Annotated in this window: 8 protein-coding genes; 2 read left to right on the forward strand and 6 right to left on the reverse strand. The window is 66.3% G+C overall.

Annotation, left to right across the window (positions count from 1 at the left end; genetic code table 11):
* Positions 1 to 41: 41 nt before the first annotated feature.
* On the reverse strand, positions 42 to 1,460 hold the full coding sequence (locus QCE83_RS01720) for an FAD-linked oxidase C-terminal domain-containing protein (protein WP_309807253.1): 1,419 nt from the start codon (positions 1,458 to 1,460) through the stop codon (positions 42 to 44).
* 282 nt (positions 1,461 to 1,742) lie between these two features.
* On the opposite strand from QCE83_RS01720, the gene QCE83_RS01725 reads away from it, so the two are divergent.
* Complete coding sequence (locus QCE83_RS01725) at positions 1,743 to 2,300, forward strand: cob(I)yrinic acid a,c-diamide adenosyltransferase (RefSeq protein ID WP_309811376.1); 558 nt, start codon at positions 1,743 to 1,745, stop codon at positions 2,298 to 2,300.
* A 61-nt stretch (positions 2,301 to 2,361) separates the two neighbouring features.
* Here the strand turns inward: QCE83_RS01725 and aroG are convergent, their stop codons facing one another.
* The 4 genes from aroG to QCE83_RS01745 all read right to left on the reverse strand — a co-directional run bounded on the left by aroG (position 2,362) and on the right by QCE83_RS01745 (position 10,623).
* Positions 2,362 to 3,435, reverse strand: a complete 1,074-nt coding sequence (gene aroG / locus QCE83_RS01730; protein WP_309807254.1) for a 3-deoxy-7-phosphoheptulonate synthase AroG — start codon at positions 3,433 to 3,435, stop codon at positions 2,362 to 2,364.
* Between the two features lie 341 nt (positions 3,436 to 3,776).
* Entirely contained in the window at positions 3,777 to 5,243 is a 1,467-nt protein-coding gene (gene tldD / locus QCE83_RS01735; RefSeq protein WP_309807256.1) for a metalloprotease TldD, read from the reverse strand.
* A gap of 140 nt (positions 5,244 to 5,383) precedes the next feature.
* Positions 5,384 to 6,214, reverse strand: coding sequence for a carbon-nitrogen hydrolase family protein (locus tag QCE83_RS01740; protein WP_309807257.1), 831 nt, complete (start codon positions 6,212 to 6,214; stop codon positions 5,384 to 5,386).
* An 83-nt stretch (positions 6,215 to 6,297) separates the two neighbouring features.
* Positions 6,298 to 10,623, reverse strand: a complete 4,326-nt coding sequence (locus QCE83_RS01745) for an AsmA-like C-terminal region-containing protein (protein WP_309807258.1) — start codon at positions 10,621 to 10,623, stop codon at positions 6,298 to 6,300.
* A gap of 163 nt (positions 10,624 to 10,786) precedes the next feature.
* Here QCE83_RS01745 and glnE point away from each other — a divergent pair, with 163 nt between their 5' ends.
* Positions 10,787 to 13,612: a bifunctional [glutamate--ammonia ligase]-adenylyl-L-tyrosine phosphorylase/[glutamate--ammonia-ligase] adenylyltransferase gene (gene glnE / locus QCE83_RS01750; RefSeq protein ID WP_309807259.1), complete on the forward strand. Its 2,826-nt coding sequence runs from the start codon at positions 10,787 to 10,789 to the stop codon at positions 13,610 to 13,612.
* Between the two features lie 55 nt (positions 13,613 to 13,667).
* On the opposite strand, the gene recN is transcribed toward glnE, so the two are convergent.
* Entirely contained in the window at positions 13,668 to 15,323 is a 1,656-nt protein-coding gene (recN, locus tag QCE83_RS01755) for a DNA repair protein RecN (RefSeq protein WP_309807260.1), read from the reverse strand.
* Between the last annotated feature and the right edge of the window lie 4 nt (positions 15,324 to 15,327).

Here is a 15,327-nt window from a genome sequence, read left to right on the forward strand (position 1 = left end):
CTGCGTGCGCTCAGGTCATCCGTGCATCTTGCGCGACTTCGTCAGCCTTCGAAAGTGAAGATTTTCCCCGGATTCATCAGGTTTTTGGGATCGAGCGCCTGTTTGATCGCACGCATCACGCCGATCGCATCCGCGCCGTGCTCTTCCAGCATGAAGCCCATCTTGTGCAGCCCGACGCCGTGTTCGCCGGTGCAGGTGCCAGCCATATTCAGCGCGCGGCTGACGATCCGGTGGTTGATGCGCTCGGCTTCCTCCAGTTCTTCGGGCTTGTCCGGGTCGAGCAGCATGGCGACGTGGAAGTTGCCGTCGCCGACGTGGCCGACGATCGGGCACGGCAAGGTCGAGGCGATCAGGTCCTGTTCGGTTTCGTCGACGCATTCGGCGAGACGCGAAATGGGCACGCAGACGTCGGTGGTGACGGCGCGGCAGCCCGGCTTGAGCTGCAGCATCGCGAAGTAGGCGCTGTGGCGGGCGTTCCAGAGGCGGCTGCGGTCCTCGGGACGGGTTGCCCATTCGAAGTCTTCGCCGCCATGTTCCGCGACGATGTCCTGCACGGTGCGCGCCTGTTCCTGCACGCCGGATTCGGTGCCGTGGAACTCGAAGAACAGCATCGGGGCTTCGCGCAGGGTCAGGTTCGAGTGTCGGTTGATGGCGCGCACGGCGAGCGTGTCGACGAATTCGACGCGGGCAATCGGCACGCCCATCTGGATGGTCTCGATGACGGCGCGCACGGCATTGCCGATCGACGGAAACGCGCACACGGCGGCGGAGATGGCTTCGGGCTGCGGATAGAGCCGCACGGTGATTTCGGTGATCACGCCGAGCGTGCCTTCCGAGCCGACGAAAAGCCGCGTGAGGTCGTATCCTGCAGACGATTTGCGGGCGCGCGTGCCGGTCTTGACGACGCGGCCGTCCGCGGTGACGACCGTGAGGCCGAGGACGTTCTCGCGCATCGTGCCGTAGCGGACGGCGTTGGTGCCGGAGGCGCGCGTCGCGGTCATGCCGCCGATGCTGGCGTCCGCGCCGGGATCGATCGGAAAGAACAGGCCGGTGTCGCGCAGCGCTTCGTTCAGCTGCTTGCGCGAGATGCCCGGCTGGACCGTGACGGTGAGGTCTTCGGCATTGATGGAGACGACCTGGTTCATCTCGGACAGGTCGATGCTGACGCCGCCCTGGACCGCGAGCAGATGACCTTCGAGCGACGAGCCGTTGCCGTAGGGAATGACCGGCACATCGTGCTGCGCGCAGAGTTTGACGATGGCCTGCACTTCCTCGGTGCTGCGCGCGAAGACGACGGCGTCGGGGAGTTGCGGATCGAACGGCGATTCGTCGCGGCCGTGATGTTCGCGCACGGCCTGGGCGATGGAGACGCGTTCGGCAAATTGCTGTTGCAGGGCTTCGAGCAGCGCGGCGGGGAAGGGGCGCTTCTGGAAGACGTGGGGTTCGTTCGGATGGTTCACGGGCGGGGTCTCCGGGCGGCGCGAGTTGTCGTGCGGTGGGTTCGGTGTGTCTCCGGCGCGCTGGGTACGGACGTTGCGTTTTTCGCTTTTTCGCTCGACGGTCCGATGCGGCCGACAGGGCTCGGCGTGGATGGCCGTGCTTTTCGTGTGCGGCCATGCGCCCTGTTTGTTTCATTTTACGCTTTTGGGGCGCGGCTCGACGGGGCGGATTGGAGGTCCGGGCGCGCGTTCTTGCGTGCCTATAATGGGCCGGCAGGTTTCTTGAGGCTTCGGGAGCAGATGATGGGAAATCGTTTGAGCAAGATCGCGACGCGCACCGGTGACGACGGCACCACGGGTCTGGGCGATGGCCGCCGCGTGTCGAAGGACGATGCGCGCATTGCGGCGATCGGCGACGTCGATGAACTGAATTCGACGCTCGGCGTCCTGCTGTGCGAGCCGATGCCCACCGACGTACGCGACGCGCTGACGCGGATCCAGAACGATTTGTTCGATCTGGGCGGTGAGCTGTCGATTCCGGGGCATTCGATGATCGAGGAGGCGCATCTGGCGCAACTCGATGCGTGGCTCGCCGAGTACAACGCGACGCTGCCGCCGTTGAAGGAATTCATTCTGCCGGGCGGATCGCGCGCGGCGGCGGTGGCGCATGTCGCGCGGACGGTGTGCCGGCGGGCGGAACGGGCGATCGTGGCGTTGGGACGGGTGGAAAGCGCGGGCGTGAATGACGCGCCGAGACGGTATGTGAACCGGTTGTCGGATTTGTTGTTCGTGCTGGCGCGGGTGTTGAATCGGGTGGATGGCGGGACGGATGTGTTGTGGAAGAGGGAGGCGAAGGAATAGCCGTCTGCTCCACGCGGGCCAACGTCCATGAGCGCTCATGACGTCGACCCGCGCTCACTCCTTAATTCCCCCCACCCCGCGCCACCCGGCGCAGCTTGACCGACTCCGCCAGCCCTTCGAGCACCCCAACACTCTCGTCCCACCCGATGCACGCATCGGTGACGCTCTGCCCGTAGGTCAGCTCGCACCCTTCCTTCAGGTCCTGCCTTCCGGCGACCAGATGCGATTCCACCATCACGCCGACAATCCGTTCATCGCCCGCAGCCAGCTGACGCCCGATGTCCGCGCACACCGGAATCTGGTTCTCATGCTTCTTCGAGCTGTTCGCGTGGCTCGCGTCGATCATCAGACGCGCCGCCAGACCCGCTCGGCCGATGTCGCTGCAGGCGGCATCGACGCTCGCCGCGTCGTAGTTCGGCGTCTTGCCGCCGCGCAGAATGATGTGGCAGTCCTCGTTGCCGGCGGTGGAGACGATCGCCGAATGGCCGCCCTTCGTCACCGACAGGAAATGGTGCGGCTGTGACGCCGCCTTGATCGCATCGACGGCGATCTTCACATTGCCATCCGTGCCGTTCTTGAAGCCGACCGGGCAGGACAGCCCCGAAGCCAGCTCGCGATGCACTTGCGATTCCGTGGTCCGCGCGCCGATCGCGCCCCAGGAAATCAGGTCCGCGATGTACTGCGGGCTGATCATGTCGAGGTATTCCGTGCCGGCGGGCAGCCCGAGCTCGTTGATGTGCATCAGCAGCTCGCGCGCGGCGCGCAGGCCGTCATTGATCTTGAAGCTGTTGTCCATGTACGGGTCGTTGATGAGCCCCTTCCAGCCCACCGTCGTGCGCGGTTTCTCGAAGTACACGCGCATGACGATTTCCAGCTCGCCCTCGAAGCGCTTGCGCTGCTCGATGAGGCGTCCGGCGTACTCGATCGCCGCCTTCGGATCATGAATGGAACACGGCCCGATGATGACGATCAACCGGTCATCCATGCCGTGGAGAATGCGGTGCATCGACTGCCGCGCGTTGTAGATGAGTTCGGAAACCGGTTCGGCGCAGGGGAATTCGCGGATCAGATGCGCGGGCGGGGTCAGCTCTTTCAACTCGCGGATGCGGACGTCATCGGTATTGTGCGGGGGCATTTCGTTTCTCCAACAGGACAGTTCCAGCGCTATTCGGCACGGCGGCAAGGCGAAAAAAAACCGCCAGACTCGCTGGCGGTTTTCGGGAATTTGGTTTGTTCAACCGGTACTCACCCCTCTCCATCCGCCAGCGGCTTGAGATGCCAAAAGAAATAAAAATAAAACTTGGCGGACATGGCGGAATCAGTACGGGCGAAAAAGTAGTGTCTGCGTTTATAACCTCTGGCACGCGAGGCTGGCAAGCCCGCGCGGGGAAGAACGCGGAAAATCCGCATCGTTTTCAGTCAAGGCGCATGTTTCGAGCCCAGACGACGCGGAAATCCCGCACGTTCTTCGCATAATCAGACGGTGCCGCCGACGGTCATCTTCTCGATGCGCAGCGTCGGCTGGCCGACGCCCACCGGCACGCTCTGGCCTTCCTTGCCGCACACGCCGACGCCGCTGTCGAGCGACATGTCGTTGCCGATCATCGTCACGTACTTGAGCGATTCCGGGCCGCTGCCGATCAGCGTCGCACCCTTCACCGGATACGTGACCTTGCCGTTCTCGATCATGTACGCCTCGGAGGCCGAGAACACGAACTTGCCGTTGGTGATGTCGACCTGGCCGCCGCCGAAGTTCACCGCGTACAGGCCGTTTTTCACGGACCCGATGATCTCCTGCGGATCCTTGTCGCCGTTGAGCATGTAGGTGTTGGTCATGCGCGGCATCGGCAGCGCGGCGTAGGATTCGCGGCGCGCATTGCCGGTCACCGGCATCTTCATCAGGCGCGCGTTGAGCGAGTCCTGGATGTAGCCCTTGAGAATGCCGTCCTCGATCAGCGTCGTGCACTGGGTCGGATTGCCTTCGTCGTCGATGTTGAGCGAGCCGCGGCGGTTCGGCAGCGTGCCGTCGTCGACCACGGTGACGCCCTTCGCCGCGACCTGTTCGCCAATCCGTCCCGCAAACGCCGACGAACCCTTGCGGTTGAAGTCGCCCTCCAGGCCATGGCCGATCGCCTCGTGCAGCAGCACGCCGGGCCAGCCCGGCCCGAGCACGACGGTCATCGCGCCGGCCGGAGCGGGGCGCGCTTCCAGGTTCACGAGCGCGGCATGCACGGCGTCATCGACGTATTTCTGCAGGACGGCGTCGGTGAAATAGCCGTAGTCGAAGCGTCCGCCGCCGCCGCCCGTGCCGATCTCGCGGCGGCCGTTCTGTTCGGCGATCACGGTCACCGAGACGCGCACCAGCGGGCGCACATCGGCGGCGAGCGCGCCGTCGCTGCGCGCGACCAGCACGACGTCGTATTCGCCGGCCATGCCCGCCATCACCTGCGTGATGCGCGGGTCCTTGCTGCGCGCCATCTGCTCGACGCGCTCCAGCAGCTTGACCTTGGCGTGCGCCTCGAGCGAGTGCAGGGGATCGGCGGGCAGGTACAGATCGCGGCCGGAGACGCCCGTCAGCGCGCTGGCCGACTTGATCTTGTGCTTGCCGCCGCCGGCTTTCGCGATCGCGCGGGTCGCGATGGCCGCCTGGCGGATGGAGTCGGCCGAGAGATCGTCGGAGTAGGCGAAGGCGGTGCGTTCACCGGAGACGGCGCGCACGCCGACGCCCTGATCGATGCTGAAACTGCCGGATTTGACGATGCCTTCCTCCAGGCTCCACGCTTCGCTGCGCGTGGACTGGAAATAGAGGTCGGCGTAATCGATGCGATGCTCGAAGATTTCCGCGAGCGTGCGGGTGATCAGCCCTTCGTCGAGGCCGTACGGCGTGAGCAAAACGTCTTTTGCCGTGACCAGGTTGCGAATGCCGGGTTCGATGATGTTCATGCGGTGCCTGTTCGGTGCCTGTTGCGTCGGTGACGACGCGTTCGGTGATAATTCAGACGAATCAAAGACTATTCTAAGGTCTGATTCTGTCAGTTCATGTGCGGGGAGAAACCCGCATCTTTAAGTCTTCTACGCGACTTCTACGCAAGCACGCGGTGCCGGTACGCCGGCAGACTCTGTCGCACGGCGGCGATGCGCTGCACATCAATGCCGCCGAGCACGACACCCGGCCCTTCGTCCTTCACGTCGACGATCTCGCCCCACGGATCGATCAGCATGCTGTGACCCCAGGTGCGGCGGCCGTTCTCGTGCGTGCCGCCTTGCGCCGCGGCCAGCACGTAGCACTGGTTTTCGACGGCGCGCGCCTTCAGCAGCGTTTCCCAGTGCGCCTTGCCGGTGGTCCAGGTGAAGGCCGAGGGCACGACCATCAGCGCGCAGTCGCCGAGTTCCCGGTACAGCTCCGGAAAGCGCAGGTCGTAGCACACCGACAAGCCGACGCGTCCGAACGGCGCCTCGAACGTGCGCACTTCGCTGCCGGGACAGATGGTGCGCGCTTCGTCGAACGATTCCTCGCCCTTCTCGAAATTGAACAGATGAATCTTGTCATAGCGCGCGACCTGCTTGCCGTGCGGATCGAAGACGAGCGTCGTGTTGAGCACGCGCTCCGCTTCCGGCGATTGCAGCGGCAACGTCCCGCCGATGATCCACACACGATGCTCGCGGGCCGAGTCGGCCAGAAACTGCTGGATGGGACCGCTGCCGGGCTGCTCGCGGATCGCGAGCTTGTCCGTGTCCTTGAAGCCCATGAAGCAGAAATACTCGGGCAGGAGAACCAGTTGCGCGCCACGGCGGACGGCTTCTGCGATGAGTTGACCGGCGGCGGCCAGATTGCGCTCGCGGTCCGGCGTGCTGACCATCTGCAGCGCGGCGACCTGGAACGGGGCCGCGCCTTCGCTCGATGTTTCGCTCATGTCCTTGGGTGCGCTGAAGGAAAAAGGGGACGAATTGAAGGGGGCGAATTCAGCGCCGCCGTGACCGGCGCACGTCCGTGTTGTTACTGGACGGCGCTCGGCGCGACGGCGGCCGCGGGTGTTTCGATCTTACCCTGATCGCCCTTGAGTCGCTGGACGACCGGTTTAGTCCAGGAACCGGTGATGGCGTAGTCGACGGCGAAGGCCTTGCGGATCGACGCCGACAGCGCGATGTCTGCTGCCAGCACGCCGAGGCCCAGCAGCGGGTTGATGACCGCGGCGGGAATCGCGGCTACGCCCGCGCCGACGGTCGGGATCACCTTCAGGTGCAGGTCCTGCGTCTGCTTGGGCAGATCGACGAGACCTTGCATCTGCACGCGCGCGGGCGACGTGACCATCAGGAAGTCGTCCGTGCGGCCGATCCCGTCGGCGATGCGCGCGTTGCCCGTGATCTTCTCGAACGGCAGCCCCTTGCCGACGACGTCCTCGAAATGCAGGGTCAGCAGGTTCGCGAGGCTGCGCAGGCTGAAGATGCCGAGCCATTTCGCCGCGCCCGGCGCGCGCAGGATCTGGCCGTGATGCAGATCCACGGCGAGCTTGCCTTCGAGCGTGGCCGGATCGGGCGTGGTCGGGCCGCCGTTCCAGGCCGCCTCGCCGGAAACGGTGCCGTTGCCCGCGTTCACCACATGCGGCGCGCCAAAGCGGTCGACCAGCTGGCCGCCGTTCCTGACGTCGAGACGGAAGTCGAGCGACGTGCGGCGCGCGAGGCCGTCGTCGGTGTCGTAGGGCAGGGTGTCGGGCGGCACGGCCTGCGCGGTCGGTGTCATGGTGCCCGGCAGCGTGCGCCAGGTCGCGCGTGCGGTGAGGGTGGCGTCCGGGTTGTCGAGTTCGAGCTTGTCGAGCGTCCAGATCGGTTCGTCAGCCACGACTTCGTTGTGTGCATCCACTTCGAGCCGCCCGAGGCTGTGACCGCGGAACACCAGTTCGTTGACGATGAGATCGATCGTCGGCATGTTGCGCGGCGGCTTGCGGATCACCCGGCCGACGAGATCGTTCTCGGTCTTCTCCGGAATCACGACCTTGGCGAAGCGCGCCTGCAAGGTGCCGGGGCTCGCCTTCGTAGCGCCGGGCGTCCAGGCGAGATAGCCCGATACCTGGTTCGACGCCACGTTCGCCTGCCACTTGCGATCCGTCTCGCTTGCGCCGATCACGACGTTTTCCCATTTCCGGTCGAGCAGCCTGAGCGTCGTGAAGTGGATGGCGGCGCGCGTCGGAATGAACTGCCGTACGTTTTCGCTCATGGGCGGACGCGGCGCGTCGGGTTCCGCATTGGCGGCGGCCGCGCTTGCCGGCGTCGCCGCGCTGATTTCGGCAAAGGTCTTGCGCCAGGCATCGGCGTCGAGTTCGTCGAGATCCACGACGGCGCTCACGCCCTCGGCCGGCAGATCGGCAGGCTTGTTCACGGCGATCGCGCCGCGCGCCACCTTCAGCTGCGCGCGCATGTTCATCGGTTGCGCGGCGTTCTGCGGATCGATCTTCACCTGCGCGCGGCCGATCTGCTGCAGCACGTAGTGCGCGTGCACCGGCCCGAGGGTGAATTCGGCGTCGTGCAGGTCGGACGGTCCGCCCGGCGTCGGCTCGAAGCTGAACGAGAACGGCATCGGCGTGCCTTGCGCCTTGCCGAACGGCGCCGGCAGATCGATCGAGAGGCCCGCGAGATCCGAACTCGCCTGCACGTTCGGCAGCGCGTTCTTCGTGCCGCGCACGTGCATTTCGTAGGGCGCGCTGCCGTTGATGCGCTTCATGAACTGCACTACCTGCGGGCTGATGTGCGTGTTCAGCCGTTCCGCTGCGTCCGCGCCGAGACGGCCGTTCACGTCGATCGCATAACTGCCGTCCGGCTGCACGCCGCCTTTCGCGCGCACGTCGCCGCCGAGCAGTTCCGCGGTCAGTCCATCGAGCCTGACGGTCTTCGCGCCGAAGTCGGCGCGCCCGCGCAGATGCGTGAGCGGCGGCAGCTTGCCGTAGGCCACTTCGTTGTCGGCGAAGGTGAGGGAACCCTTGTAGTCGGTCTTGAGCGGCGGCTGCGGCGCGGGCGGACGGTAGCGCGGAATGCCGAGCGTCAGGTCGAGCAGGGCGTCGCCCTTTGCGGCGATATTGCGCGTGCGGTGCTTCGCCATCAGGCCGAGCGAGCTGTCGTCCACGTACTGGAGCATGTCGGCGAGCGGGCCGCGCGCTTTCCCGTCGATCCACAATCTGGTCTCGCGATTGCCGGTGTCGTCGATACGCCCGATCACCTTCGACACCTTCACGCCACGGTAATGGCCGTGGTCGATGTCGAAGCCGAGCTTGTTCTGCGCGAGCGTAAAGGTGCCGTCGATGCCCTCGAACGCCGGCCAGAAATTCGGCAGGCCGTTGGCCATCGTGCGCGGCGGGAACGGCGTGGGATCGAACTTGCCGCCGGTGAAGGGCGCGTTGATGCGGAACACGCCGTCGTTCGGGAACTTGGCGTACGGGAAGCGCGTGAGGTCGCCATGCACTTCGATCGTGCCGTTCTTCGCGGTGCCCGCTTGCAGCGCGTGGCCGAGATACACGCGCACGCGCTCGTTCAGGCTGGTCGGCAGATAGCGCACCAGCCGCGTGACCTTCAGGTGCGCGACCTTCGCCTTCAGGTCCAGATTGCCGCGCCCGTGCCCCTGGTTCCAGTAGTCGGCGGTGGCTTCGGCTTCGGCGTCGGCGTTGCGGATGCGCAGCGTATCGACATGAATCTTGAAGGCGCGGCGCTGCTCGCCGGGCGCGATGGCGTTGGCGACGCTCCAGTTCGCCTTGCCCTGCAGCGTGTCGAACGTGAGGCGCGGGTCGTCGAAGGCGCCGGGAATGATGATCGCCGCGTTCTTCGTGTCGAGAGTGATACGGCCTTCCTTCTCGTTGGCGTCGACCGTGCCCCACAGGTTCTCGACACCCGGAATGCCCGCGCGCGGATGGTTGTTCACCGTGAGGCCCGGCGGCGGTTCCTGGGCCTGCACGCTGAGTCCCTGGAGATCGCCCTTGAAGGCGTAGTGCAGCAGCGGGGCGTCGCCCTTCTTGTGCTGCTGGGCGGCTTCTTCCTCGGTTTTCGGCGCGGCCCGTTCTGTGTAGATCGTGTAGTTCGATACCTGGCCGCGCGGATTGAAGCGCACCAGCTCGTGGAGGACCTTCGCCGGCACCGGCAGCGCGCGCACGAATTCCGCGAGGATGCCGATGTCGACGGTATCGCCCGTCAGCCGCAACAGCTGTCCCTTGCCGACGCTCGCAGGCCGGTAGGTGGCCGTGAGCAGACGCGACACCAACAGGCGCGACACCGGCGTGTTGTCGTCGAGCGGCATCTGGCCGAGTTCGGCGTGCAGGTTGCGCAGTTCGAGCGTGTAGGCGGTGTCGTCCTTGGCGACCGTCCAGCCGAAGCGGGCGATCGGCAGGTCGAGGCGCGGCTGCGTGGGGTGCACGCGCAAGCTGATGTTCGAGCCGGTCAGTTCGCCGGTCGCGTTCTGCAACTGACCGCCCGCGAAGTTGAGCCAGATCTCGTTGTTGATCTGGCCGCCGAACATCTGGAAGGGCAGCTTCACATAGCGCGCGAGCATCGGCAGATCGACCGGCCCGGTGGACGCGTACAGCCGGCCGGTCCAGTTCGCGGGCGCGCCCATCGCGGAGAACGGCTGATGGCGGAAGTCGGCGCGCAGGTCGAGCGGCCCGTGCAGCACGTCGCCGTCGGCGGGCGCCTGGAGCGCGGCGCGATGGCGCGTGCCCTGGTTGAGGATCACGAATTGCAGGCGCTTGAACGCGATCTCGGGCGCCGCGCGCTGCGCATCGCGCCAGCGCAGCGTGCCGTCGCGCAGAAGGATGCGGTCCTGGCCGAGCAGCCAGGTCGTGAACGCGTTCGAGCCGGTGCGGTGCGTGGGAAGCGGCACGCCCGCGACGCTCAGCGCGCCGTCCGGATTGCGCGCGATGATCACGTCCGGTCCGTCGACGATCAGGTCGGCGAGCTTGGGCCGCAGCCGCACCAGCGAACTCCACGCGATGCTCGCGCTGGCGTGCGGCACGGCGAGTCCGGGCGAGCCGTCGGCGGCGTCGATGCGCAGGTTGTCGATGTCGAGTGTCGGCGAGAGCCCTGACCAGCGTGCGGAAATGCGCCCGATATGCAGCTGCGCGTGGATCTTCGACGAGACCATCTGCTCGATGCGCGGCCGGAACGAATCGACCTGCGGCAGCACGATGTAACGCAAGCCGATGTAGAGGGCCGCGACCGCGAAATAGAGCACCGCCGCGAGGACCAGAACGATTCTGAAGACGCGTGAAAGCACGCGCTCGGCGTTGCCGCTGGGCTGGGCTTGTCCAACTTCGTTCGGGTCGACGGATCGTCTGCTGTCGGACATGCTGCGGCTAATCGGCGATATGGTAGTTTTGCGTGTTTGACGCTGAAATGTAACACGGGCATGGTGTTGACCGCCGCCGTCCGTGCGCTCGTGAAAGCGCGCAGAGCCGCGCCCGGCAAGACTCTGACGGCAGTGCGCGGGGTCCGGGACATTTCAGAAAGTAATGAGCAGAAGCAATGAGCGAACCCAACCTTTCATGACCGACGCCACTCTCCTCAGTTCCGACTATTCCAACTATGCAGCGCGCGCCTATGCCGCGCGTCCCGAACTGGCGTCCAGCGTGGCGGAGTGGAAGCAGGCGCCCGTCACGCGGCAATGGATCGAAGCGCGGCTCGATGCGCACTGCGCGCCGCGCGCTGCACACGGCACGCTCGACGAAGCCGCGCTCAAGACCGCGCTGCGGCGCGTGCGGACGGAAGTGTTCTGCACGGTGATGGAACGCGATCTGGCGGGCGCGGCGGATGTTGCCGAAGTCACCGGCGCCATGACCGATCTCGCTGAAGTGACGGTGCAGCGCGCGCTCGCCGTGCTCACGGCGGATCTCGAAGCGCTGTTCGGCGAGCCGCGCGGACCGGAAGGCGAGCGGCTGACGCTCGGCGTGGTCGGCATGGGCAAGCTCGGCGGGCGCGAACTGAACGCGTCGTCGGACATCGATTTGATCTTCGTCTATGAGGAAGACGGCGAGACCGCCGGCGGCACGCGCGCGGCGCTCACCACGCAGGAATTCTTCACACGGCTCGGCCGGCGGCTGATCGGCGCGCTCGCGGAAATCACCGCGGACGGCTATGTGTTTCGCGTGGACATGCGGCTGCGTCCCAACGGCGACTCCGGACCGCTCGTGTGCAGCCTCGGCATGCTCGAGGAATATTTCTACGTGCAGGGCCGGGAATGGGAACGCTATGCGTGGATCAAGGGACGGCTCGTCTCGGAGACGCAGAGCGAATCGGGACAGCGCCTCGTCCGGCAGCTCGAAGCCATCGCGACGCCGTTCATCTATCGCCGCTATCTCGACTACGGCGTGATCGCGGCGATCCGCGCGCTGCATCAGCAGATCCGCCAGGAAGCGCGGCGCCGCGCCTCGATGCGTCCCGACAAGGCCGACGACATCAAGCTCGGTCGCGGCGGCATCCGCGAGATCGAGTTCAGTGCGCAGGTGTTCCAGTTGATTCGCGGCGGACAGGCAGCGGACTTCCGCATTCGTCCGACGCTGGCCGTGCTCGAACGCGCCGAGGCGCATGCGCTGCTCGCGCCGGCCGTGTGCGAGGCGTTGTCGGAGGCGTATCTGTTTCTGCGCACGGTCGAGCATCGGCTGCAATATCGCAACGATGCGCAGACGCACGCGATGCCCGTCGACGATGACGAACGCGCGCGCCTCGCGGCCTCGCTCGGCTTCGCGGATTACGCGGCGTTGATGGAAAAGCTCGATGCGCATCGCGAGTTCGTCGAACAGCAATTCGACGCGATCTTCGCCGACAAGGTGAGCGGCCAGGGCGGCTGCGGCGTGTCGGACGATTCGGCGGCGTCGTGGATCTGGAGCAGCGCGCTTGCCGACGATTCCGCACAGGAAGAACTCGGCGCGCGGCTCGTCGAACTGGGTTTCGCGGACCCGGCGCCGGTGCTCTCGCGCCTGACCGCCGTGTGGAATTCGAGCCGCTACGCCAGCCTGCCGCCGCAGAGCCGCGAACGTTTCGACATCGTCGCGCAGCGGGCGCTCGAAGCCGTGCAGTCGATCGATGCCGTCCGCCGCGCCGATACCATCGCGCGCCTGTTCGACCTGCTCGAAGGCATCGGGCGGCGCGGCGCCTATCTGGCGCTGCTGACCGAGTATCCGGCGGCGCTGGAGCGCGTGCTGTCGGTGCTGTCCGGCTCGCGCTGGGCGGCGGGCTATCTGATCCGTCATCCGCAACTGCTCGATGAATTGCTCGACGACGAAGCCATCGCGAGCCCGTTCGACTGGACGCAGTTCAAGCGCTCGCTGACGGCCCGGCTGCAGGCGGCCGAGGACGCCGAGCATCAGATGGATCTGCTGCGCCACGCGCATCAGGCCGAAGTGTTCCGGATCCTGCTGATCGACCTCGCGGGGCGTCTGACGGTGGAGCACGTGAGCGACCGTCTGTCCGAACTTGCCGACGCCGTGCTCGACGTCACCGTGCAGACCGTCTGGCAGCAATTCCCGAAGCGGCATCGCGAGACGCCGCTGTTCTCGGTCATCGCCTACGGCAAGCTCGGCGGCAAGGAACTGGGCTATGCATCGGACCTGGATCTCATCTTCCTGTATGACGATCCGCATGACGCCGCGTCCGAGATCTACGCGATGTTCACCCGCCGCCTGATCACCTGGCTCACGTCGGCGACCGGCGCGGGCACGCTGTTCGATGTCGATCTGCGGCTGCGTCCGAACGGCGAATCCGGCCTGCTCGTGACCGACCTGGACACCTTCCGCCGCTATCAGATCCGCGAAGGCGACGCCGCCAATACGGCTTGGGTCTGGGAGCATCAGGCGCTGTCGCGCGCGCGTTTCAGCGCGGGCGATGAGGGCATCGGCGCGCAGTTCGAGGCGATCCGCGCGGACGTGATGGTGACGGAGCGCGATGCGGCGGCGCTGGCGCGCGAGATTGCGTCGATGCGTCAGCGTGTCGCCGACGGCCATCCGAACCGGAGCGCGCTGTTCGACCTGAAGCACGATCGCGGCGGCATGGTGGATATCGAGTTCGTCGTGCAGTACTGGGTGTTGCTGCATGCGCGCGAGCATCGCGAGTTCGTGCGCAACGCGGGCAACATCTCGCTGCTCAGGATTGCCGCGCAGAGCGGCCTCATTTCTCCCGACGAAGCGGACACGATCGGCGCCATCTACCGACACTATCGCAAGCTGCAGCACCGGATGCGGCTCGATGGCATGGAAAAGGCGCGCGTGGCGCCCGACGAAGTGCAGGGCGAGCGCGAGGCGGTGACGGCGTTGTGGGAACGGGTGTTTGCCGTGGCTTCCTGACTTGGCTTCCTGAGTCAATGTTCTGAAGGCGCGGCTTCGGAGCCGCGCCGTTTGCTCAGGCCGCGAGCATTTCCTTGGCGTGCTTGCGGGTGGTCGCGGTGATTTCCAGGCCGCCGAGCATGCGCGCCACTTCCTCGATGCGCTTCGGCTTGTCCAGCGGCGTGACCGTGCTGACGGTGCCGCCGGCGTCGTCGGAGGCCTTGGCGACCTGGAAATGCTGGTCGCCGCGTGCCGCGACTTGCGGCAGGTGCGTGACGCACAGCACCTGACGATGCTGTCCGAGCTGATGCAGCAGACGCCCGACCACTTCCGCCACGCCTCCGCCGATACCGGTGTCCACTTCGTCGAAGATCAGCGTGGGCGTCGGGCTCGCGGTGCTGGCAATGACGGCCAGCGCGAGACTGATACGCGCCAGTTCGCCGCCTGACGCGACCTTCGCGAGCGGCCTGAGCGCGACGCCCGCATGACCCGCGACGCGGAACTCGATCTGCTCCAGACCGTTGGCGCCGCCTTCCGCGAGCGGAACGAGCGCCACCTCGAAGCTGCCGCCTGCCATCGACAGTTCCTGCATGCCTTCGGTGACCGCCTTCGACAGGTTCTTCGCCGCCTTCGTGCGCGCCTTCGACAAGCCCTTCGCCTGTTCGAGATAGACGCCGCGAGCCTTTTCGGCGGCGGCGGCGAGCGCGTCGAGGTCGCCGGCGGCGTCCAGTTCGGCCAGCTGGCGGCGGCGTGCCTCGTGCTCTTCAGGCAGATTCTCCGGCTGAAGACGGAACTTGCGCGCGGTGGAGTGCAGCTGATCCATGCGCCGGTCCACTTGCGCCAGCCGGTCGGGATCGAGTTCGAGCCGCTGCGCGTAGTGCGACAGCGAATACGCCGCCTCCTGCAACTGGATCTCGGCCGGTTCGAGCGACGCGAGCACGTCGTTCAGCGCCGGATCGATATCCGCGAGGCCGCGCAGCTTCGACGTGATGGCGCCGAGCTGCGAGATCATCGCCTCGTCGGACTCGGACAGCGCGCCGAGTGCGCCCTGCACGCCGTCGATGAGACTCGCCGAATGCGACAGCCGATGCTGTTCAGCGCTCACTTCTTCCCATTCGCCCGGCTGCGGCGCGAGCTTGTCGAATTCGCTCAACTGCCACGCGAGGCGCTCGCGTTCCAGCTGCAGCTCGCGATCGCGGCTCTGCGCGCTTTCCAGCGCCTGCTGGGCCTCGCGCCAGGCGCGCCACGCGCGATTCACCGCGCCGGCGGTGTCCAGCAACTGCGCGTGGGTGTCGAAGAGTTCGCGCTGCGCGTCGGGACGCATCAGCAACTGATGCGCGTGCTGGCCGTGGATATCGACCAGCATTTCGCCCACTTCACGCAGCTGCGCGAGCGTCGCCGGCGTGCCGTTGATGAACGCGCGCGAGCGGCCATTCGAGTCGATCACCCGTCGCAACATCACGGTGTCGGCGCCTGCTTCGCCGAGCGCGTGCTCCTCCAGCCAGGTCAAGACCAGTGCATGCGTGGAGAATTCGGCGGTGATGTCGGCGCGCGGCTGGCCGGTGCGCACGACGCCCGCGTCGCCGCGCGCGCCGAGCGTGAGCGCGAGGGCGTCGATGAGGATGGATTTGCCGGCGCCGGTTTCGCCCGAAAAGACCGTGAAGCCGGAGTCGAACTCGATGTCGAGCGCGGCGACGATGACGAAGTCTCGAATGGAGAGGTGTCGGAGCATGGAT

It is taken from the genome of Caballeronia sp. LZ034LL (assembly GCF_031451215.1).
GTDB lineage: Bacteria > Pseudomonadota > Gammaproteobacteria > Burkholderiales > Burkholderiaceae > Caballeronia.